The organism is Flavobacterium sp. W22_SRS_FP1, from assembly GCF_052113685.1.
Classification (GTDB): domain Bacteria; phylum Bacteroidota; class Bacteroidia; order Flavobacteriales; family Flavobacteriaceae; genus Flavobacterium.
Genome location: NZ_JBGQOE010000037.1, coordinates 1 through 23,144, shown reverse-complemented (window position 1 = coordinate 23,144; position 23,144 = coordinate 1). Strand labels below are relative to the sequence as shown.

13 protein-coding genes and 1 rRNA gene are annotated in these 23,144 nt (G+C 36.6%); 7 read left to right on the top strand and 7 right to left on the bottom strand.

Translation table 11 applies throughout. From position 1 onward, the window contains the following. A 5S ribosomal RNA gene (gene rrf, locus ACEN2H_RS14580) occupies positions 1–73 on the top strand; the annotation flags it as partial. A 315-nt stretch (positions 74–388) separates the two neighbouring features. Here rrf and ACEN2H_RS14575 read toward each other — a convergent pair. Further along, on the bottom strand, positions 389–562 hold the full coding sequence (locus ACEN2H_RS14575; RefSeq protein WP_441733600.1) for a transposase: 174 nt from the start codon (positions 560–562) through the stop codon (positions 389–391). 1,412 nt (positions 563–1,974) lie between these two features. On the opposite strand from ACEN2H_RS14575, the gene ACEN2H_RS14570 reads away from it, so the two are divergent. From ACEN2H_RS14570 to ACEN2H_RS14560, 3 genes are read left to right on the top strand one after another with little or no spacing between them, the layout of a single operon-like run. Continuing rightward, on the top strand, positions 1,975–6,384 hold the full coding sequence (locus tag ACEN2H_RS14570) for a gliding motility-associated C-terminal domain-containing protein (protein ID WP_441733596.1): 4,410 nt from the start codon (positions 1,975–1,977) through the stop codon (positions 6,382–6,384). Positions 6,385–6,438: 54 nt separating this feature from the next. Continuing rightward, on the top strand, positions 6,439–7,356 hold the full coding sequence (locus ACEN2H_RS14565) for a PorP/SprF family type IX secretion system membrane protein (protein WP_441733594.1): 918 nt from the start codon (positions 6,439–6,441) through the stop codon (positions 7,354–7,356). Between the two features lie 16 nt (positions 7,357–7,372). Next, on the top strand, positions 7,373–9,241 hold the full coding sequence (locus ACEN2H_RS14560; RefSeq protein ID WP_441733592.1) for an OmpA family protein: 1,869 nt from the start codon (positions 7,373–7,375) through the stop codon (positions 9,239–9,241). Positions 9,242–9,399: 158 nt separating this feature from the next. On the opposite strand, the gene ACEN2H_RS14555 is transcribed toward ACEN2H_RS14560, so the two are convergent. Then, entirely contained in the window at positions 9,400–9,981 is a 582-nt protein-coding gene (locus ACEN2H_RS14555) for a tRNA-(ms[2]io[6]A)-hydroxylase (protein ID WP_441733590.1), read from the bottom strand. A 109-nt stretch (positions 9,982–10,090) separates the two neighbouring features. On the opposite strand from ACEN2H_RS14555, the gene ACEN2H_RS14550 reads away from it, so the two are divergent. After that, complete coding sequence (locus ACEN2H_RS14550; RefSeq protein WP_441733598.1) at positions 10,091–11,338, top strand: glycosyltransferase; 1,248 nt, start codon at positions 10,091–10,093, stop codon at positions 11,336–11,338. Between the two features lie 72 nt (positions 11,339–11,410). Here ACEN2H_RS14550 and ACEN2H_RS14545 read toward each other — a convergent pair whose 3' ends face one another. The 5 genes from ACEN2H_RS14545 to porU form a co-directional block, all read right to left on the bottom strand. Continuing rightward, a complete protein-coding gene (locus ACEN2H_RS14545; protein ID WP_441733589.1) occupies positions 11,411–13,072 on the bottom strand; it encodes a 2-oxo acid dehydrogenase subunit E2 in 1,662 nt (553 codons plus the stop codon). Between the two features lie 7 nt (positions 13,073–13,079). Next, the gene (gene pdhA / locus ACEN2H_RS14540) at positions 13,080–14,078 is read right to left on the bottom strand and encodes a pyruvate dehydrogenase (acetyl-transferring) E1 component subunit alpha (RefSeq protein WP_441733587.1); all 999 of its coding nucleotides are present in this window, start codon (positions 14,076–14,078) and stop codon (positions 13,080–13,082) included. Positions 14,079–14,223: 145 nt separating this feature from the next. Next, the gene (cdd, locus tag ACEN2H_RS14535; protein ID WP_441733585.1) at positions 14,224–14,706 is read right to left on the bottom strand and encodes a cytidine deaminase; all 483 of its coding nucleotides are present in this window, start codon (positions 14,704–14,706) and stop codon (positions 14,224–14,226) included. 74 nt (positions 14,707–14,780) lie between these two features. Further along, a complete protein-coding gene (gene porV, locus ACEN2H_RS14530) occupies positions 14,781–15,950 on the bottom strand; it encodes a type IX secretion system outer membrane channel protein PorV (RefSeq protein WP_441733583.1) in 1,170 nt (389 codons plus the stop codon). 39 nt (positions 15,951–15,989) lie between these two features. Next, positions 15,990–19,820, bottom strand: a complete 3,831-nt coding sequence (gene porU / locus ACEN2H_RS14525; protein ID WP_441733581.1) for a type IX secretion system sortase PorU — start codon at positions 19,818–19,820, stop codon at positions 15,990–15,992. Between the two features lie 210 nt (positions 19,821–20,030). Here porU and gldJ point away from each other — a divergent pair, with 210 nt between their 5' ends. Both gldJ and ACEN2H_RS14515 read left to right on the top strand, forming a co-directional pair. Continuing rightward, entirely contained in the window at positions 20,031–21,716 is a 1,686-nt protein-coding gene (gene gldJ / locus ACEN2H_RS14520; protein WP_441733579.1) for a gliding motility lipoprotein GldJ, read from the top strand. A 63-nt stretch (positions 21,717–21,779) separates the two neighbouring features. After that, positions 21,780–23,066 (top strand): UDP-N-acetylmuramoyl-tripeptide--D-alanyl-D-alanine ligase, encoded by a 1,287-nt coding sequence (locus tag ACEN2H_RS14515; RefSeq protein WP_441733577.1) that lies wholly within the window; start codon positions 21,780–21,782, stop codon positions 23,064–23,066. Positions 23,067–23,144: the final 78 nt, after the last annotated feature.

The window sequence follows — 23,144 nt, the reverse complement described above, 5'->3', positions numbered from 1 at the left end:
CCCGAACAGAGTAGTTAAGCCCGCCTGCGCAGATGGTACTGCAGTTATGTGGGAGAGTATGTCGTCGCCTTTCTTTAAAAAACCCTATTCATTTATTTGAACAGGGTTTTTTTGTGAGTAATAAAATCAGATTTTTGTTTATAGCATCGACGCTGGTCGTCCAGTGGTCTCGGTTCGTCGCGTTTATTTAATCTGATCTTGTTATATATTGTACTTAAAAGGGATCAATCCTAAAACCTGTGGAGCGACAAAATTTAAGCATAAATATTATTTAGTCTAAAAACGTAGAATTCTATATTTCTAACGCCTCTAATCTGTGATCTAAATGCTTTTATTTTTGCGTTGAAAGATTCAGAGATCAAGACCAAAACCTGTGGATTAGTAAAAATTACGCATAAATATTAGTCAGCCTAAAAAGGAAAAGTGCAACGTTTCTCTCACAGCTGAATTGATATCTGAATGCTTTTATTGTGGCATTGAAAGATTCAGCCGATCCGTTTGTGCTTCTGTTATCAAAATCGTGTAATATTGTTTGGTAATGATTCATTATGGATCTGGAGATCGAATTGAAAGACTTAAACCCAGATTGAGTTACCTTCTCGTGCCATTTGGCTAATCTTTATATTCCAACGATTTTATCGGTTGTATTTTCAAATTTGTTACGTAAGTCCTTAGTTAGATTTTAAGGTTTTTGGATATCAGGATATAATGCAAATAATAATGAGGCTCGTTCTATTGGGTTTTAGTACCATTTAGATTTGTTTTTATAAAGAAAATAGCGGGAATGGACTAGTAATTGTTTAAGTGTATCTCCATTAGATAGCACTTCCGATTCAAACTTTTTATTTCCTTCTTTTGCTTTTTTTCATTGCTTTATTTTCTGGATATATTGCTGGCCAACGGTATTTGATTCTTATTTCTTGTAAAGCTTCCAAGGCTAATCTTTGGACATGAGCTTAGCGAAGCGATACCGCGAATTCCAAAATTTAAATATAGTAAATGAGTAAAGCGGTTGGTTACCCGTGTAGCATTTTGAAATCAATATTTGGAAATTAATCACATATTTGTTGCCATATCTAGGGTAATCTCTGTGACTTGATTGCGCGCTTTGAGAGGAATTATTTCTATAATAAAAATTACAGTATCGTCTTTAGTCAGGCAATCATGGCAACTATAGTTCCTTTCTTTCCTTTGGCTGTTTTGTTAGTTAAAATAGTATAGAGTTCGCCATTGGAGAGGGAGGTTTCATCTATCGATAAACGTGTGCCTAAGTTTTTTGGAAAAATAAGCCATTGCTTGGCGTGTGAGAGTTGATCCCAGGTTTTAAAATCACTTAGAAAATCTTTGTATTGATGTTGCAGATTTTTGCTACTAACTCTATAAAAAGAAGCAATGGCATTGCAGTGATTAGGCTTCGAATCTAATGATCTCTTTTAAAAAAGACGCGAACTCTTGTGTGACCCGAGTCCCGTCTGCTACTAAATTCCTATCTCTAAAAACGACTTGACCTGTATTTTGATTAAGCCATCTTCTGTATGTGATGTTTAATATGTCTGATGTCCACTAATTGGTAAATCTTGAACAGCTATCTCTTCAAAGAACCCTTTGGAGCTTAATTTAGATTGACTGTATTCTTTGGAATTGAATTAGTTTCTTTTAATTACAAATGGAGTATTTCTTGTCCTTTCTTATAAGATGTCAATTCAAAACAATCCACAATAATCTTTGGTATGAATAATTTGATAAGTTCGTTATAAGAAGCTTGCATTTGATTTAGGAATACAAATGTCTTCTTTTTAATATTTTCCCACAACATTTTGACTTGATCCGATCTGAGCGATTCAAAAAAGTAGTGTTAAAATTTTATTAAATTTTTAGTTGGTTAATCAATATAATATACTACTTTTAAATTTATATTATTAGTCATTTCTTTACAATGTGTAGTAATTAGGTATCAACGATAACATTCCTTTTATGAAAAATAAATTCCTTTTGTTTTTATTACTTTTTTCACTTTCGGGCAGCAAACTTATTGCAAAGAACTTTGATAGAAACTCGAATATTTCCAAAATAAACGCAGGTTTTTCGAATGTAGGGTTTATATTGGATACGGTTAAAAAAAGCAATAAGACCTTAAAGACCCGAAAGTCTTTAGCTATTATTCCGCCACCTCAGACAACTGCTGGTAGTGCTTGTATAGAGGAAGGTGAGGCTAGCGTTAAAGTATTTATGTCAGCATCCGGCGGAAGCGGTGATTTGGTCGAATGGTATTCCAGTCAAAGTTCTAGTACTGTATTGTTCACTGGGTCTATATATGGTCCAAATATAAGTGAAACTACGACTTATTATGTTCGAACAAGTACAGGTCCCGATTTTAGTGTCAGGGTGCCAGTAGTCGCTTCTGTTTATTCTTCTCCGCCAGCGGTTAGTTTGTCTGTCATTCCTGAAGATGCAGTTATATGCGAAGGCGCTCCACTTGTATTTATTGCAACTGGTGGTGCCGATCTATTTGAATTTTCAATTGATGGGATTGTAAAGCAATTTATGTCTGCTAACAAAGAGTTCCAAACATCTGAATTAAAGAAAGGTCAAATTGTTGGCGTTAGAACTCGCTATGCTATAAATTTCGATGGAAACATTTCTGAGACAGCTTGGGGAAAAGGAGCTATGGAAGATAATAATTTGTCCGCGCCTTTATCTATAATTGCAGCAAGTGGATATGTGAATTCCATTAAAATTAGTCCAACCGAAGATAAGTTAGTTTTTGGTATGGCAGGAAAATTAGAAAGCAATAGAAGCATATTAGTGTTTTTGGATACAAAGCCAGGAGGTTTTAATGTGTCGAATTATGGAGATGAAGCAGATGCTGTACCATCTGCAAGAGGCTTTAATTATTTTAATAATAATCCAAGTACCTTTGATTCGTATTTTCAAGCTGATTTTTGTCTCACGATTTCAACGGATGATGGCGGTACAAATTATTTTGCAGATGTTATTGAATTAAAAACAGGAACCTCTATTAAGACAAGGTTGGGAAGAGTAGCAACAGGAAGTCCATCTTCTGTAATGGGAGTTGATAGTGGTAACTTAGGGATTGACGATTATAATTTAGGTTTTGAAGTGGAAGTGCTGAAGTCTTTAATAGGCTATACAGTAGGAGATATTAAGTTTTTTGCATTAACTATGCAAGATGATACTGAATCTAATTATAATGTTACGAATTCCTTTTTAAGCCCAGAACTTAGCGGCACTTCGGATTATGGAAGTGGAGCTATAGATTATAATACAAAAGATCCGAACCCAGTTGTTGTCTCAGCAGATGCGTTGATTCCTTGTTATAAAGAGGCAAGTATTTCTGTTAATTTGAATGAAAAGCCAACAGTTGCAAGCGTAGGACCGGATCAGGTTAATTGTTCATTAACAAGCGGCGCCCTTGGAGGAAATACTCCTGAGGTAGGCTCGGGTGTATGGACATTAAAATCTGGACCAGGTGCGGTAAGTTTTAGTGACGCAAACAGTGGGAATTCCACTGCTACTGTTGATTTAGAAGGGATGTATGTTTTCACATGGTCGATCTCGAATGGTGTTTGTCCAACGTCTACTGCGGATATAATTGTAGAATTTAATATTGCGCCGCTAACTCCGACAGCAAGTGATCTTACTGAATGTGCCTCGTCACCAATCCAAACTCTAACTGCTACAGCTACTTCGCAAACAGGAGAGACAATTGTATGGTATGACGCAGCTACTGGAGGGAATGTAGTATCGGACCCTTCTTTAAGCGCTTTAGGAACAATTACTTATTACGCTGAGTCAGCAAAAGACAGTACGCCTTGTGTTAGTGGCTCACGAACGGCAGTCACTTTAACGATTAATCCAAACCCAATCGTTCCTGTAAGTGGGGGGGACCAGACTGAATGTGCTTTATCCCCAGTTCAAACTTTGACAGCTGCAGCTACTGCAGAAGTTGGTGGATCAGTAGTATGGTACGATGCCGTTACTGGTGGCAATGTAGTGACAGAGCCTTCATTAAGTGCATTAGGAACCATTAGCTATTACGCAGAATCTGAAGATGACGCAACATCTTGCGTAAGTGCATCACGTACAGAAGTAACTTTAACTTTAAATCCTAAACCAATTGTTCCCGTAAGCGACGGGGACAAAACGGAATGTGCTTTGTCACCAATTCAAACTTTAACTGCTATCGCTAAAGCGCAAGCAGGAGAATCAGTAGTTTGGTACGATGCAGCTACAGAAGGAAATGTAGTGCCAGATCCTTCTTTAAACGAATTGGGAACGATTACTTATTATGCGGAATCAGCAAACGATTCTACCCCCTGTGTTAGTAGCTCACGTACTACAGTCACCTTAACTATTAACCCAAATCCAATCGTTCCTGTAAGTGGAGGAGATCAGATGGAATGTGCTTTGTCACCGATTCAAACCTTGACGGCTACAGCGACAGTAGAAGCTGGAGAATCAGTAGTATGGTATGATTCAGCTAGTGATGGCAATGTGGTAGCAGACCCCTCATTAGGTACGTTAGGAACGATTACATATTATGCGGAAGCTGAAGATGATGTAACATTTTGTGTAAGTACTTCGCGTGTAGCAGTAAAATTAACATTAAATCCAAAACCAATCGTTCCGTTAAGTGGAGGAGATCAAACTGAATGTGTTTCATCATCAGTCCAAACTCTAACGGCTACGGCAACAGCTCAATCAGGAGAGTCTTTAGTTTGGTATGATGCCGCTATCGGCGGGAATTTTATTTCGGACCCTTCTTTAAGCACAGTAGGAACAATTACATATTTTGCAGAATCTGGAAATGAAGAGACAGCTTGTGTCAGTAGCTCACGTACTGCGGTTACCTTAACTATTAATCCAAATCCAATTATTCCTGTAGGTGGAGGAGATCAAACAGACTGTGCTGCGTCTCCAATTCAAACTTTGACTGCTACTGCGACATCTCAAGTGGGAGAATCGGTAGTATGGTATGATGCAAATACTGATGGAAATATTATAGCAGAGCCTTCATTAAGCTCATTGGGAAGTATTACATATTATGCGGAGTCTGTAAATGATGCGACAGCTTGTGCAAGCACATCACGTGTAGCAATTAGTTTGACTATTAATCCGAGACCAGAAGTACCAGTAAGTGGAGGGGATTTAACGGAATGTACCGATGGAACAACTACACAAACCTTAACTGCAACTGCAGAGGGCAATTCGATATCTTGGTATACAACTGATACTGGTGGAAGCCCAGTCTCAGAGCCAACACAAGTAGGAGTAGGGGCAACTACTTATTATGCGGAATCGTCAGACGGAGTTTGCGAGAGTCTTACTCGTACAGCTGTCAAGTTGACAATTGTAGGTGTAGTACCAAATCCAACTGCAAACGATCAGACTATTTGTTCAGACGGTACAGCTGATCAAACTATAACTGCAATAGCAGTTGGTGACACCATTACTTGGTATACTGACTTGGTGGGGGGTACTGTGGTATCTAACCCTGTTCAAGTCGGTGTTGGTACAGCCACGTATTACGCTGAATCATCAATCGGAAATTGCTTAAGCGATGCTAGGACAGAAGTAATGTTAAGCATAACAGCAACTCCTTCAATGCTTACAGCTACAGTTAGTAAGCAGCCTACTTGTGTTGACCCAACTGGTGAAATAACAATTGGATCGCAAACGGATGCTGAATATAGTATTGGGGAGGGATTTCAAGACAGTCCAATTTTTACAAACCTACAATCAGGGAGCTATACAGTTAGTGTCCGTTTTAAAAACAACACTTCATGCGAGATTAAAGGAGCCAGTCAAACAATAAATCCAATTCCTGCCGAAATTCAATTTGAGAGTACGGGAGACTGTATTAATAAGGAGTATATAATTACAGCGTCACCATTAGCAAGTTCGTATGATTCAAACAATGTAGACTATCAATGGAAAGATAATTTGGGTAACCCTATTGCGACAAATTCTAATACTTTGAACGGGTCAGATATTATTGCATCTAGTAGTGCTGAAGTTACTTTTCCGTTAAACTATACTTTAACCATTACTTCAATGGCTACTGGTTGTGAAACAACCAATAATATAGTTATTGAATCTGTATTTTGTAATATTCAAAAAGGAATCTCTCCAGACGGAAATGGCTCAAATGATTATTTTGATCTGAGATTGTTGGATGTGAAGAAGCTTCAAATATTTGATAGATATGGTATTAAAGTTTATAGCCAGATAAATTATACTAATCAATGGACAGGTCAGTCTGATAATGGTAATGAACTTCCAAGCGCAACCTACTATTACGTTATGGAATTTGACAATGGTGTGCCGAAAACAGGCTGGATCTATCTAATCAGAGAAAAATAGTTAATTAATAAAATTACGTTGGTACTTAATGTAACAAATGAAAAACAAATTGATATGAACAAAATATTTTTTGCTGCTCTTTTGGTTCTTATTACTTGGGTAGATGCAATAGCGCAACAAAACCCACATTATACTCAATATATGTATAATATGAATGTTATTAATCCCGCATATGCTGGTTCAAAAGAAAGCATTTCCTTTGGTGCCTTATATAGAAAGCAGTGGGTGAATATCGAGGATGCACCTACCTCATTTACTTTTTCGGGACATGGCCCAACAGGTAAAAATGTAGGTTTAGGCTTATCTGTTATTTCTGATAAAATAGGCCCTATCACGCAACAAAATGTGTATGGTGACTTCTCTTATACGTTAAAACTAAATGACAAACATAGGCTTGCGTTAGGTCTTAAAGCAGGTGTCTCATTTCACAAAGTTGGGCTTAGAGAAATTCAATCTTCTTTGCCAGATCCTTCTGAAGGGATTTTCGGCGAGGATATTAATGATGCTTCATTAAATTTTGGAGCGGGAGCTTTTTATTACACAGATAAATATTATGTTGCTTTTTCAATCCCCAATATGATGAACGCGGCTCATTTGGATTATAATGGGCGAGAATATGGCTCTGATGTTTCGCACTATTTTTTAACTGGCGGATACGTCTTTGATGTTAATTATGACTTGAAGTTTAAACCTTCTTTTATGTTAAAATCAGCATTTAATGTGTCGCCTTCTTTGGATGTCAACGCAAATTTTTTGTATATGGAAAAAATTGAAGTTGGTGCAAGTTACAGACTCGAAGATAGTTTTGGTGCTATGGTTAATTTTGCTATTACACCTGAGTTAAGAATAGGGTATGCCTATGATCATATAGTTTCGGAGCTGAATGTAACCTCTGCTTCATCTCATGAGTTTATTATTTTGTACGACTTGTTTACGCCAAAAAAGGTCTCACGTTCACCTAGATTTTTCTAATATAAATTTGTAATTGATGAAAAAAATTAATCTAATATTATTTTTTGTGTTGGTAAGTATTTCGATGTCAGCACAAAGTATAGATACAAAAGTTGCAGATAAATTAGTTAAAGGCCATGATTATGGTCAAGCTGTGCTAGAATATTTATCGTTGATAAAAAAGGGAAATTCTGATCCATATGTTATGAAACAGCTTGGAGATTGTTATTATAATATGAATAATACAGTTGATGCCGAGAAATGGTATGGCCTAGCCATAAAGACGGAGCAAGATCCTGAAATTTATTATAGATATGGGCAAATGCTAAAATCTAATGGTAAGTATGCCGAATCAAATGATCAGATGAAAACTTTTGTTGCCAAGATGCCTAATGATAAAAGAGCAAAGGAATTTATTGCGAATCCAAATTACCTTTCAGATTTAATGGGTATCGAGAAAGCCTTTGTTGTAGAATTTATTTCAGTTAACTCTAATCGATCCGATTTTGGTGCTATTCTTTATGATAACTTGCTTTATTTTGTGAGTGCGAGAAATGAAAGTAATAAAATATATGGGTGGAACAACGAACCGTTCTTAGATATTTATCAATCTACAGTTAATAATGATGGGACTTATACAGAGCCAATTCCTCTAGGCGAATTAAACTCTAGGTTTCATGAAGGTCCTTTGTCCATAACAGAAGGTGGAAGTACTATCTATTTTTCAAGTGAAAGCTTTAAAGAGAAGTTATTTGTGAACGATAAAGCGCAAAAGCTCCGGTTTGGTCAAGTAAATCTTTTCAAAGCAAGTAATGAAAATGGTAAATGGGTCAATTCGATGCCATTGCCTTTTAATAGTAAAAATTACTCTACAGGAAATCCTTCGATAGATAAAGAGGGAAAAACACTTTATTTTGCATCTAATATGCCAGGTTCTTTAGGAGGGACTGATTTATGGAAAGTTGCCGTAAATGCTGACGGCAGTTTTGCTGTTCCCGAAAATTTAGGTAGTTCGATTAATACTGTAGGAGATGAGAATTTTCCATTTATCACAGATGATAATATTTTGTATTTTTCTTCAAATGGCCTAGCTGGGTTTGGTGGTTTGGATGTTTTTTCAGTAAACTTGACTACTGGGGAGGTGCCTAAAAATATGGGGCAACCAATAAACTCTTCAAAAGACGATTTAGCGTTTACATTCAACAAAGAGAAAAATATAGGTTACATTTCTAGTAATCGCTCTGGTGTTGATCATATATACAGTGCTGTTCTGATACGTAAGTCTCAAATTGAAACTGTTGTCAAAAATTCTAAAACTGGATTTCCAATTGTTAACTCTAGGGTTTCTTTGTTAGATGAAAATAAGCTAGTTATAGATAAGAAATTGTCAAATGATCGTGGAGAAGTTTCGTTTAATGTCGATTGTCAAAAGGGATATGCAATAGAAGCGTACAAAGATGGCTTTATTTCAAATAAAGCGTCCATTGCTAAGGCAGATTGCGGAGTAGTTAAGGTAGATGTCGCATTGGAGCCTATCGATATAGTAGTAACTGAGGTGGAGATAATTTTAAAACCAATTTATTTTGAATATAACAAAAGTAGTATCACTAAACAAGCTATGGAAGAACTTGATAAATTAGTTTACGTACTGTCACAGAATGAAGATTTAGTAATTTACGCGAAGTCACATACTGACTCGAGGGGTAAAGATGATTATAATATGGACCTTTCTGAAAGGAGAGCCAATGCTACAGTTGATTATATAGTTTCAAAAGGAATTAGTGCAGATAGAATTTCAGGAAAAGGTTTCGGAGAATTTGAATTGAAAGTAAATTGCGATCTTGATTGTACGGAAGAAGAGCATGCTTTAAATAGACGATCAGAATTTATGATCATTAAAAAATAAGTTTAAATATTAATCTAGAAAAAAGAGAGTATACAAATGTGTACTCTCTTTCTTATTTAGTGTTCAAAAAGCTTTAATCTGATTATCGTATCATTTAGTTATACTAGAAAATGTTACAGCGGAAAATAGTTCTTGCGCTATCATAAAACACTTTTTACTTATCCATGAATTGTTTCGTTCTTTCCATAGTTTGTGATGATTGAAGTTTCAAATTCAATCCATTCCTTCCAGCGTTTTTCTGTGTCTATATTGTCAGCATATTTCTTTGCGAATCCTAAAAAAGTCGTGTAGTGCCCTGCTTCGCTGATCATTAAATCGTGGTAAAACTTAGCTAGTTGTGGGTCTTTTATGTTTTTTGATAAGACCTTGAATCTTTCACAGCTGCGGGCTTCAATCATTGCTGAAAATAGCAAACGATCACATAAAGCATCTTTTCTGCTTCCGTCTTTTTTCATAAATTTAAAGAGCTCGTTTACATAATGGTCTTTACGCTCTCTTCCTAAAGTTAATCCTTTACTCTTTATCAAGTCATGAACCATTTGTAGATGATCTAGCTCCTCTTTAGCAATAACTAATAGTTCAGTCACTAAATCTTCTAATTCGGGATTTTGGGTTACTAGACTTATAGCATTCGAAGCGGCCTTTTGTTCACACCATGCGTGGTCCGTTAAAATTTCTTCAATGTTTGATTCGACTATATTTACCCATCGTGGGTCAGTTGCTAATTTTAATCCTAACATGTGGTTGTGTTTTATTATTGCAAAATTAGTGTTTTCTTTCTGATTTGTTGGCGAAATGATTGTAATGCGGGCTAAATAGCATTATTTTGTAATTGAAATAATAAAAATGATGAATCAGCGTAAAAAGCTTTTGATAATAGGTTTTGTATGGCCTGAGCCCAATTCTTCGGCTGCGGGTGGTAGAATGATACAGTTGATATCTCTCTTTAAAGAGGAAGACTATGATGTTACTTTTGCGAGTCCGGCGATGGATAGTGTTTATATGGCAGATCTTTCGGCTTTGGGTGTGGTTAAAAAATCTATAGAGTTAAACAGCTCCAGTTTTGATGTATATCTAAAAGAGCTAAATCCATCTGTTGTCTTGTTTGATCGTTTTATGATGGAAGAACAGTTTGGTTGGCGTGTTTCCGAAAATTGTCCTGATGCATTAAGACTTTTGGATACGGAAGATCTACATTGCTTGAGATTAGCACGTCAAAAAGCTTTTAAGGAAAATCGATCATTTATTGTAACTGATTTATTTAAAGAGGATGTTGCTAAGCGGGAAATAGCCAGTATTTTGCGCTGCGATCTTTCCTTGATGATTTCTGAATTTGAAATGGAATTGCTTCAATCTGTGTTTAAAATTGATCATAAACTGCTGTATTATATTCCTTTGCTACTTGACCGTATTTCTGTTTCAAGTATTCTAAAATTGCCTGATTATGAAGAACGGCAAAATCTTATTTTCATAGGTAATTTTCTTCATGAACCCAATTGGAATGCCGTTCTGTATCTAAAGGAAACTATTTGGCCGCTAATTAGAAAGCAGTTACCGGTGGCTGTTTTGGAAATATACGGAGCTTATCCTAGTCAGAAAGTGTTGAAGTTGCATCAACCAAAAGAAGGTTTTTATATTAGGGGTCGTGCCGTTGATGCACAAGAAGCAGTGCGGAATGCTCGCGTAGTTTTAGCTCCCTTGCGTTTTGGTGCAGGCATCAAAGGAAAATTATTAGAAGCAATGCAATGTGGCACGCCAAGTGTGACAACAATTATCGGGGCAGAATCGATGTGTGGTGATTTAATGTGGAATGGTGCTATTACTGATGATGTTCAATTTTTTGTAGATAATGCGGTAGAGTTGTATCGTGAGAAGAGCCTATGGCTTCAAGCCCAAGAAAATGGCTTCCAGATTATAGAAAAACGCTATTTGAAATCTGTATTTGAAGATGGTTTTATAAAACATATTTCAAAACTAGAAGTTGATCTAATAGAACATCGGTTGTGTAATTTTATGGGAGCTATGTTGCAACATCATTCATTAACAAGTACGAAATACATGTCTCGTTGGATTGAGGAAAAGAATAGGGTCAGGTAGTTTATTTGTGTTTTATAAAAAAATCCCGTTCTGATTTCTCAAAACGGGATTCATATACAAACAAGCTAGCTTTTACGCTAGCATTGCTACTGGATTTTCGATAAACATTTTCAAAGTTTGTAAGAACTGAGCTCCGGTAGCTCCGTCAATTGTTCTGTGGTCGCAAGCCAAAGATAACATCATGGTGTTCCCTACAACTATTTCACCATTTTTAACAACTGGCTTTTCTACAATCGCTCCAACTGAGAGGATAGCGGAGTTTGGTTGATTAATAATTGAATTAAATTCGGTAATACCGAACATTCCTAGATTAGAAACAGTAAAAGTACTTCCTTCCATTTCTGTAGGTAATAATTTTTTGTTTTTAGCTCTTCCCGCAAGATCTCTTACGCTTCCTCCAATTTGAGATAAACTCATCGCGTCGGTAAAGCGTAACACAGGAACAACTAATCCGTCTTCAACAGCAACTGCAACACCAATATTCACGTGGTGGTTTATTAGGATTGAATCCTCTCTCCAGGTAGAATTGACTTTCGGGTGTTTTTTCAATGCCATCGCGCAGGCTTTTATAACCATATCATTAAAAGACACTTTTGTGTCAGGAATGCTATTTATCGTTACTCTTGATTTCATTGCTTCGTCCATTGCTACCTCGATTGTTAAGTTGTAGTGTGGAGCAGTGAATAATGATTCCGCCAAACGTTTGGCGATGATTTTTCGCATTTGCGAATTCTTGATTTCTTCAGTGAAAACTTCTCCAGCAGGAACAAATACTTTTGGAGCTGGTGCTGTTTCTGGTTTAGCAGCTGTCGGTGCAGTCGCACTAGCCGTTGGAGCAGTTGCGGCCACAGGAGTGAAGTTTTCGATATCGCTTTTTACGATACGTCCATTTTCACCTGAACCTTTAACTTGATTCAATTGAATTCCTTTATCACTTGCAATCTTCTTTGCGAGCGGTGATGCTAAAATACGTTGGCCATCAGTTGATGTCTCTTGTGCAGTTGGTTCTGCTGTATCAGCTGCTGCTGATTTTGGCTCTTCAGCTGCGACAGGAGTAGCTTCTTCTACTTCTTCAGCACCTCCGGCTTTATAATTTGAAGCAATTCCAGTTATATCAGTTCCTTCAGGCCCTATGATAGCTAATAGACTATCAACTGGAGCCGACTCACCTTCTTTGATGCCAATGTACAATAAAGTTCCTTCGTTGAAGGATTCGAATTCCATAGTCGCCTTGTCGGTTTCGATTTCAGCAAGGATGTCGCCTTCAGCGATTTTATCTCCTACCTTGTTCAGCCAAGTAGCAACAGTTCCTTCGGTCATTGTATCGCTAAGGCGAGGCATGGTTACGACCACAACTCCTTCAGGTAGAGCTTTTGTTGTAGGTGATTCAGTGTCTTCTTTTTTGACTTCAGTTTTAGCGGTAGCTTCTTCTTCTTTTTCTTTTGCGGGTTCGCTAGTCGTTGATTTTTCTTCCAGTAAGGTAGAAATATCTTCGCCTTCGTCACCAATGATAGCCAATAAAGAATCTACTGGTGCAGCTTCGCCTTCTGGTATTCCAATATGCAAAAGTGTTCCTTCATGAAAGGATTCAAATTCCATTGTTGCTTTGTCGGTTTCAATTTCCGCAAGGATGTCTCCTTCGCTTATTTTGTCGCCTACCTTTTTAAGCCAAGTCGCTACCGTTCCTTCGGTCATAGTATCGCTTAAACGAGGCATTGTTACTTTTATCGCCATAATATTTTTATAGTTTATGAGGTATGAATGGATAGTTTTCTTGTTCGTACACCACATCATATAGTTGCTGCACTGGAGGGTAATCAGACTCTTCAGCAAAATCAACACATTCTTGTACTCGTGCTTTCACTCTTTTTTCAATTGCTGTTACCTCCTCTTCAGTAGCGTATTTATGCTCCTTAATTAAATCCAAGACCTGTGTGATTGGGTCAATTTTTTTGTACTCTTCAACTTCGTCTTTCGAACGGTATAATTGTGCATCTGACATAGAGTGTCCTCTGTAACGGTAGGTTTTCATTTCAAGAAATGTTGGTCCGTCACCACGACGCGCTCTTTCGATTGCCTCTGTCATAGCTTCTGCAACTTTTACAGGATTCATTCCGTCGACTGGTCCGCAAGGCATTTCATAGCCTAGTCCCAATTTCCATATGTCTGTATGGTTTGCCGTTCTTTCTACGGAAGTTCCCATCGCGTAACCGTTATTTTCTACTATAAAAACAACAGGTAATTTCCACAACATAGCCATGTTAAAAGCTTCATGTAATGAACCTTGACGAGCCGCACCATCACCGAAATAGGTCAGTGTTACCCCACCAGTTTCAAAATATTTATCAGCAAAAGCTAGCCCAGCACCTACAGGAATTTGTCCACCTACAATTCCGTGTCCTCCATAAAAACGGTGTTCCTTTGAGAAAATGTGCATAGATCCGCCCATCCCTTTTGATGTTCCGGTAACTTTTCCTAAAAGCTCTGCCATTACACGTTTTGGGTCAACGCCCATTCCTATTGGTTGCACGTGATTTCTGTATGCAGTAATCATCTTATCTTTTGTCAAATCCATCGCATGTAATGCACCTGCGAGGACGGCTTCTTGACCATTATATAAATGTAGAAAGCCTCTGACTTTTTGTTGTATGTATAATGCTGCAAGTTTGTCTTCAAACTTTCTCCAAAGCAGCATGTCTTCATACCACTTTAAATAGACTTCTTTTGTAACTTCTTTCATCTCAATTGTTCTTTTGCTAAAGTTTTTAGTGTGTTGTCAACTAGGACATAATGACGCAAAACAGTTTTCTCACACAAATTTGCGAATTGCAAAAATAAGACATTCCAACTGAGAAGAGAAATTTAAAAGCTAGTTTTTAGGTTTTTTACAAGAAGTTTTTATCAAACATAAAAGGAAGTAAGTTTTTCAAAGACTCAGATTTATATATGTCTCCTAATTCTCCCATAAAATATATTTCAATGGGCGTTTCTTGTTTTGTTTCATATTCAGCAATTGATTGCCTGCAAGCACCGCAAGGAGGGATCGGACTTGTAGTTGTGTTAGTGTCTGAAGCCGCTGTAATTGCCATTTTTAAAATTTTTGCTTCGGGGTATATAGATCCGGCTTGAAATATAGCTACGCGTTCAGCGCAAAGGCCAGAGGGGTATGCAGCGTTCTCTTGGTTAGAGCCCAAAACAATTTGGCCATTGTCTAGAAGAATGGCAACGCCCACGCGAAATTTTGAATAAGGAGCGTAAGCGCTTTTTCTTATCGCTATAGCCTGCTCCATTAGCTTTTGGATTTCGTTTGGAAGTTCATTCACTGCGTTATAAGCAGTGAAGCTGGTCGTGATGGTTATTTCTTTCATGATTTTTTGAGGAAAAAAAATCCAAATTTCAATAGTTTGAAATTTGGATTTTTTAAATTTAATTCTATTTGTAACTAGTATTGATAATATTTCTCTCCAAAGTTAAAGGTTAAAGAGAAGCGTAATGTGTTTTCTAAGGGATTTTTTACTTTTGATGCTGAAAATAAGTAAGAAACATCAACTTTGACTACGTTATATGTGAAACCAGCGCCAAGAGAGAAAAATTTCCGTGCGCCCTTTAAGTCACTTTCATTAAAATAACCCATCCGCATGGCAAATGAATCTTGATATGAATATTCTGCTCCTAGTGCATAGGTGAACTCTTTAAGTTCTTCACTGAAGCCGTCAGGTGCATCTCCAAATGATTTAAATATTCCCGAAGCCCATCCTATTGAACGATAGTTGTCTAAATTCTGCGCCCTTTCTTCAGAAGAGATTGTTCCGTCTCCGTTTATATCTGGGTTTTGTGGTGTTGGTACCAATAGTTTGTTGAATTCAAGATTTACGGCTACTTTGTTGTAATCGTCAAGAATGAAATCAAATCCAGTTCCTATTTTTAAATTTGCAGGCAAAAAGTTCGTACTAAATTCATCATTGTCGTAACTTATTTTTGGCCCCACGTTTTGAATATTAAATCCGGCTCTCCATCTTCCATTAAACTCATTATAAGCAATTTCTTCTGATTGGTAAAAACCAGCGACATCTATCGCAAATGAATTGGCTGCAGAGGCATCTCCATTTTCTGACACAACTTTTAGGTTAGAACGAATATACCTTCCTGCAACTGCCATAGAAAATTTTTCACTTAATTTTAATGAGTATGATCCATCTAGAGCAAACTCATTAGGAGAGACGACTCTGGCTTGTTCGTTTGGATCTCCTGTTTCTCTTAGTTCGATTTCTCCGAAACCAAAAAATCGAAGACTAGTTGCGAATGCACTTCGTTCGCTAATTTTATTATAATACGTGACTTGTCCGAGTGAAATGTCATTTGCTAAATCTATCAAATACGGAGTGTAACTTACAGAAAACCCTTGTTTGTCAACTGCGAAAGCATATTTTGCAGGGTTCCATTGTTGCGAAAACACATCAGTTGAAGTTGCTACGCCAATATCAGCCATACCAGCGGCTCTTGCATCAGCAGAAACTAACAAAAACGGAACTGCTGTAGTTATGACCCTATCTTGAGCATTGGCGAAAGAGAGTCCAAGTAGGCAGGCTACATAAGGTATTAATTTTCTCATTGTATTATTTAAAAGTGATTGAACAAATATAGTATTTTATTAAAGTATGACAAGTTTTTCAATCTTTTCAGCTTTGTCGTTTGTTAAACTAGATTTGACTGTTAATTTATATATGTAAACGCCTTTTCCAATTTTGTTGCCAAAATCATCTTTGCCGTTCCAACTGATCTCTTTTGATAAAAAACCTTCTGTTGATATGATCTGGTTTTTTGTCCAAACTACTTTCCCCGTGATAGTGATTACCTGAACCTGAACCTCCAAAGGCTCGTATGGTCTGTTGTGCGAAAACCAAAATTCAGTATAATTGACAAATGGATTAGGATAGTTTAAGACATGTGTCAAAGTTATTGCTTCGTCTCCCATTACTACAAACTGAATTTCACTTATAATTGGGTTGTTGTATACATCCCAGGCTTTAAAAGTGATAGTATGTAATCCAACGGCTAGATCCCGTAATGGAAACCTTAGACTGCCACTTGTGTAATCATCTAAATTGGTCTGGTAGTAATCGTTTAGCAGATAAGGATTACTAACGTCGCCATCTAAAATCGCCACTATATCATGTCCTATTCCGCTAGCTGTATTAATCCCGTTTTCATCTTCGAGAAATGCTAGTAAAAAGGGAGATGTATTAGTTATGCCGCCCGAAACAAAAGTTTCATCATTCATATATAACTTCACTTTTGGACTAATATTGTCTTCGGCTGCACTTTCGTTGATTCCGCCTATTTTTATGTTTGTATCAAAACCTGTTTGGTTTTCAAGTACCTCCCCCTTTTTAGCATAAAAACTTATTTTTCCTGGAGCTAAGGGAATTCGGATATCTCGAGGGACTACAAAACTAAATTCAAATTTACCTTTTGCTACTGTGGCGTTTCCTCTAAAGATGGTTTCGCCTAATGTATTGAAATTTATTGGCGGACTATTCCCGTCATTATTATAAGTTGCTTTCTGAATCCTTTTGTCAAAAATAGTAGTGTATATCTGGCCGTTATAATTTGAAAGGACACTTTCGTTTTCATCAGTTACCTCGCCTGTCAATTTCATAGTTGCCAATGATTTAAAATCGTCAATTGTCTGTTCTATAGCAACATCGTTGACTTTTGTTAGGCGTATTTTTGGTTTAGGTATGGCCAGAAACAAGGCGGGATCACCAATGTAAAAAACAACGTTAGTTGATGAATTAGGATTGTTGTTTTTTGATATTCGTAAAATTTCAGCAATTGATGCATATTGGTTTGACCCAAAAGATAATAGATTTTTGGATAAAGCATCATTAAAGTTCTCTGCACTAAATTGACCTATCGATCTAATGGTTGTGATCATTGCAATTGCGCCGCCTTTAGGGTTCCAATATGTGTACTCGCCTGCAGTTGGTCTGCTAGGGTTGTCAAAACGGGAGAAGTCACAGGTGATGGTTATAAATAAAGGATATTTATATTGGTTGCTCAAATTTTGACCATCAGATTTTTCCCAAATACGTTCTGAGGTTAATCCGTCTTCGCCACCATGTCCAAGGTAATTGAAGATTAATGCTCCTTTTTCGAAAGCGTTAAACAAATCTGTTCTTGCTTTTGGGTATCTAAAACCTCCTGCGGACGCTTCTTGAATATAAGAATCAAGTATTATTTTGTTGACATTAAAGAACGGTTTTTCATCCGTGATTTTGTCGGCTAAGCTGTTTTGTCTATTCTGTAAACTTGCATCAAAAGTTTCGTCAGAGTCATCGCTAATCATTACTATGTTATTTCTCCAGCTTCCATATGATTTTATGTCATGGTATTCTATAACTTTGTTTACCATTTCATCTGCCTGTTTTGGGCTACTTACCAGCATTCTTCCCACTGCTATATCGATGCCGCCAAAAAACGAAACAATATTCCCTTCGTTATCATCCATTAGTCCATAGAAATCATCAGAGGCAAAGGACGACTCGCCAGTTGAGCTGCTATTCAAGGCATGGTAAATAGGAACTATATTTGTGTTATTGACTGTTCTGTTTTTATAATCATAAGAAGCATCTCCAAAAAGGTTTAGGTATTTTATTCTTTTTTCTGAAGAAGAAGCATTCTCATAGATGTATTTGATACAGTTTCTGATGGCGGCTATATCTTGTTTTCCAGAAGAAAACTCAGGATAAATAGATTCTGTAGTGATAACTTTTACACTCAGTTTGGAATAGGAGCGGTGAAAATCAGCTAATTTTTCAGCTTGAGTAAGTAAGGAATTTGGAGTAATAATAACGTAGTCAATGTCTTGAAACTCGCCTTGGCTGTTTTTGAAAACGGTGCCCTTTAGGTTTTGGTTAGGAACTTTAGGTTTGTTGTCCTTTAAAGGGACAAAGTAATTCGCAGCGTCTAAAGCAACGTATTTCCGAAGTTCTCCTAAATTTGCTTTAAAGGCGAAAGAGTCTTGGTTCAAGTTTTCAATTTTTGTTACATTATATAAGTCAGTAATATCCCAAACTTGAGAAATGCCGCTAGCATTAGAGATTGTGTAGTTGACGATCCCAAAGTTGGCCGCAGACAGGTCATATTGGAAAAGGAATTGTTTTCCATAACCTTGAAGCTTTCTTTTGGCAATCAGTCGAATGTTGTCTAAAAAACCCTTTGAACCCGGGACGCCATTGTTATTATAGGTTAATTTTATTTTTACGTTTTCGGAAGCATTTAAAGAGGTATTAATGGGTAAATTACCCACGTTAAATTCGGTGTCGGAGTTAGTGTTAATTGCAGAGAATGAGATTTTTGCAATATCTTGTCCGTTTGAACTCACTTGAAATGAAGTTGGTGTATATGCTGCAGAAGCAGCCGTTGTCGCTAGTTTAATTGGTGTAGAAGAGTCTATATTAGGGAAGTTAAACTCAAATTCTTGTTCTTGGTTAATATCAAATGACTCTCCAAACCACTGTCTTCCAAGTTTAGCGATATTAACTAAATCCACTTCGTGGTATTGATGATCGTCAAAATTAGTTAAGCTTATTGTGATGTTACCTTGAGGTTGAGCCATTTCGCTTATCCTTTTTCCGGCGTCTCCTTTTGTGGTGACATAATAATATGAATAAACATCATAAAGATTGCTGTGGGTTTTGCTTTCTTCATTCCAAGTGTCTAGTCCTTCGGCATAAAACAGAATATAATCATCATTATCAAATGTGCCGTCATTTTCTCCAAACACTTGAATGGCATTTTCAATTAAATCAGATGGGTAAAAAGTAGCATTCGACAGGGGTAGCATTCTGCCCCCATTTCCGTAAATTTTTAGTTTTTTGGGGTTAACATTAGTTAGGTCAAGTCCTATTTCTTGTAAAAATTTTTTAGAGATTTTATATACTCCTGATTTTTCAACGTAGAATCGGTGCCAATCTCCAGTTGCTAAAACAGAATTAGAAATGGAGTTTGTGACTTTGGATGGTTGTGAAGTTTTAGAAGTTTTGTTGTTTATGGTATAGGAGAATGACATTAGTTTTTTAAACCCTAACTCGCTTTTTATTATTGGCGACAACCTGAGAAATGACTGTTTTGTTCCTCTTGAGTTTGAGTTTGTTAAAGAGGGGTTTATAGAATTAGGGATTTTGCCACTGTCCAAGGCGCCAAGTTTCGAAGCTGAGATGGATTCATATGAAACATTTGTAATTTGAATGTTGTTCTCGTCAAAGGTACCTAGTTCATTGATCTTTAGCGAGTAATAGAGTGATTTTTCGGCAGCGTTATAATTATATGCGACTCCGGAAAATTGTGGGATATTAATTTTGGAACTTCCATAATACATTTCGGTACTTTCAAGCCATTCAATAGTAACGTCGCCTCTTGTTTGGGTATATGAGATAAAAGAAATCAGAAGTAAATTAAACAAAAGTAAATTTCGCATTATTTTATCAAATTGTATTAATGATCATGTATTATAAGGAGTAAAAATATGGCATTTAGGATAAAAACATATAATAAAAAGTATAAATTTGCGTTCGGTTTGTATAATTCGTTATATATAATCCGTCAAAAGAAATTTGTTCAATATGGTGTTGTTGATTAATGGTTAATTATTATATTGCATCACTTAAATTATTACCTTTAAAACAGTATGAAAGTAAATAAAGTTATAGCCTTACGATTAGTGTTATCGATGATAATTATAATTGGATTCACGAGTTGCAGTAAGAATTCTAGTTCAAAAGGCGCATCCAGAGGTACGGGTTGGGACATAGATAGTAAAAGGGTTTCCAGCAGCAAGAAACCAGAAGCCGGTCCTGGATTAGTTTTTGTTGAAGGTGGTACTTTTACAATGGGCAAAGTGCAGGATGATGTGATGCACGACTGGAATAATACTCCTACTCAACAGCACGTACAATCGTTCTATATGGACGAAACAGAAGTGACAAACTTCATGTACCTAGAATATTTAGATTGGTTAAAGAATGTATTCCCTCCCACTGAAGATAATTATAAACATATATATGAAGGTGCTTCACCAGATACTTTAGTTTGGAGAAATAGATTAGGCTACAATGAAACTATGACTAATAACTATCTAAGACACCCTGCCTATGCAAGCTATCCTGTCGTTGGCGTTAATTGGATTCAAGCAGTTGAGTTTAGTCAGTGGAGAACAGAACGGGTTAATGAAGCCATATTAGAGAAACAGGGGTTCTTGAAAAAGAATGCAAAAACACAAGATGTTACTGCAGAGGCTTCTTTTAGCACTGAAACCTACCTGAAAGCACCAACAATGACGTATGGTGGAAATGAAGAGATTGTTTTGAAAGGCGCAAAAGGAGCCAGAAAAAGTCCTAAAACTGGAAAAGGCGGTACAGTGATAGAACAAAAAAATGTTTATGCGCAACGTTCATCAGGAATCCTTTTGCCAGAATACAGGCTTCCGACTGAAGCAGAGTGGGAATATGCTGCTGCAGCTGATGTGGGACAACGAGAGTATAATATATATAAGGGTCAGAAAAAATATCCGTGGTCAGGAAGCTATACCCGCTCAGGGAAGAGACAAAATAAAGGAGATCAGTTAGCTAATTTTAAACAAGGAAACGGAGATTACGGTGGTATAGCTGGATGGTCTGATGATGGTGCAGATATAACTAACGAAGTTAAGAAATATCCGGCTAATGATTTTGGGTTATATGATATGGCGGGAAATGTAGCAGAATGGGTACTGGATGTTTACAGACCAATTATCGATAACGAGTCAAATGATTTTAATTATTTTAGAGGAAATCGTTACACTAAGAATAAAATTGGAGAAGATGGAAAAGTCGAAATTGTTACTCTAGAGACAATGAAGATGGATACCTTAAGTAATGGTAAAGTAATTGTCAGAAGTTTTCCAGGGCAAATCGCTCAGGTTCCAGTTGATCAGGACGAAACTTATTTGAGGCAAAACTTTGACAAAAGCAATAATATTAATTACAGAGACGGTGATAAGCAATCTTCTAAATATTATAAATTTGGACCTTCGGAGTCAGATACTGATAAAGAAAAAGATAGTAAGAATATGTATAATTCACCAAAGCATAATGTTACTACAGACAGTTTAGGGAGAATGGTAAGGAAATACGATGTGTCAAACGAAAGAACGACCTTAATAAATGATGAAGTAAGAGTTTATAAAGGAGGTTCTTGGAGAGACAGGGCTTATTGGCTAGATCCAGCTCAAAGAAGATATTTTCCGCAAGACATGGCTACTGACTACATTGGGTTCAGATGTGCGATGTCTAAGGTAGGACCAAAGGCAGAAAAAAGAAAAACTCCAAGAAATTAATTTAGACTCATACACTAATATGAAAGCCCTTTAATTAGGGCTTTTTTTTTAAATCTTTTTTAAATGGATATAAATTACATTCATAGTTTGTTTTTGAAATGCAATTCAGTTTCGATTGATACACGAAAAATAGAATCAAATTCACTATTCGTTGCCATAAGAGGGGAGCGTTTTGATGCTAACACATTCGCTAAAGAAGCATTAGCCAAAGGGGCTTCCTTTGTAATTATTGATGACAAGTCTTTTTATATCGACGAAAGAACAATTTTGGTAGATGACAGTCTTTTCGCTTTGCAGGAACTGGCAAAATTTCATAGAATACATTTAAAGTTGCCTATAATTGCGCTAACAGGAAGTAATGGGAAGACAACCACTAAAGAATTGATTCATGCAGTCTTATCAATGAAGTATAACACAAAGGCAACAGTAGGGAACTTAAACAACCATATAGGAGTTCCTTTAACGTTACTTTCTTTTAATTCAGAAACTGAAATTGGTATTGTTGAAATGGGAGCTAATCATAAAAAAGAGATTGAATTTCTTTGTGAATTGGCAAAGCCTAATTATGGTTATATAACTAATTTTGGTAAAGCACATTTGGAAGGTTTTGGTGGAGTTGCTGGTGTTATTGAAGGTAAAAGCGAGTTGTACTACTATCTTGCTGACAGCGATATGTTAGCTTTTGTGAATCTTGAGGATCCAATTCAGGTGGAAAGATCTAAGGATTTGAGATCGTATTCGTTTGGAGTAAATAATGAAGAGGCCGATCTGCAGATTAAATCGGTTCAAGCAAACCCATTTGTAGAAGTTTGTTATTCAGATGTAACAATATCTTCACATTTAATAGGTCTTTATAATGCTAATAATGTAAATGCTGCAGTTGCTATAGGTAAATACTTTGGAGTTGATGATTTGGCCGTTAAAGAAGCTTTAGAAAGTTACATTCCAGAGAACAACAGGTCGCAATTGATATTAAAGGGGACTAACGAGATTATATTAGATGCTTATAATGCTAATCCTAGTAGTATGGCAGTTGCTATTGAAAATTTCTTGCAGTTGGAGAAGCCTAATAAAGTTATTATTTTGGGAGATATGTTTGAGTTGGGAGATGAGAGTCAAAAGGAGCATGTCGAAATAGTTAAACTGCTTTTGAATGAGAAAGGGGTGAAGTGCTTTTTTGTGGGATCGGATTTTTATTCAAATAGGATCAGCAGTCCGCAATTTTATTTTTATGATTCATTTAATGCTTTTTCTGACTTTTTGAAAGAGAAAAAAATAGAAAATAGTACAATTCTAATAAAAGGGTCTCGAGGAATGGCACTGGAGAGAACGTTAGAATATCTAACATAAAGGATCAAGTCTAAATGTTGTGGGGAAATATAAAAATAGAGATATTTGTATTTCAAAATTATATAGAAATGCAAGATT

Excerpts from the sequence above, each read along its gene's own strand:
- ACEN2H_RS14560 (WP_441733592.1), top strand. The coding sequence starts at position 7,373 with ATGAAAAAAATTAATCTAATATTATTTTTTGTGTTGGTAAGTATTTCG.
- cdd (WP_441733585.1), bottom strand. The coding sequence starts at position 14,706 with ATGAAAGAAATAACCATCACGACCAGCTTCACTGCTTATAACGCAGTG.
- ACEN2H_RS14545 (WP_441733589.1), bottom strand. The coding sequence starts at position 13,072 with ATGGCGATAAAAGTAACAATGCCTCGTTTAAGCGATACTATGACCGAA.
- ACEN2H_RS14565 (WP_441733594.1), top strand. The coding sequence starts at position 6,439 with ATGAACAAAATATTTTTTGCTGCTCTTTTGGTTCTTATTACTTGGGTA.
- ACEN2H_RS14570 (WP_441733596.1), top strand. The coding sequence starts at position 1,975 with ATGAAAAATAAATTCCTTTTGTTTTTATTACTTTTTTCACTTTCGGGC.
- porU (WP_441733581.1), bottom strand. The coding sequence starts at position 19,820 with ATGCGAAATTTACTTTTGTTTAATTTACTTCTGATTTCTTTTATCTCA.
- pdhA (WP_441733587.1), bottom strand. The coding sequence starts at position 14,078 with ATGAAAGAAGTTACAAAAGAAGTCTATTTAAAGTGGTATGAAGACATG.
- porV (WP_441733583.1), bottom strand. The coding sequence starts at position 15,950 with ATGAGAAAATTAATACCTTATGTAGCCTGCCTACTTGGACTCTCTTTC.
- ACEN2H_RS14555 (WP_441733590.1), bottom strand. The coding sequence starts at position 9,981 with ATGTTAGGATTAAAATTAGCAACTGACCCACGATGGGTAAATATAGTC.
- ACEN2H_RS14515 (WP_441733577.1), top strand. The coding sequence starts at position 21,780 with ATGGATATAAATTACATTCATAGTTTGTTTTTGAAATGCAATTCAGTT.
- gldJ (WP_441733579.1), top strand. The coding sequence starts at position 20,031 with ATGAAAGTAAATAAAGTTATAGCCTTACGATTAGTGTTATCGATGATA.
- ACEN2H_RS14550 (WP_441733598.1), top strand. The coding sequence starts at position 10,091 with ATGAATCAGCGTAAAAAGCTTTTGATAATAGGTTTTGTATGGCCTGAG.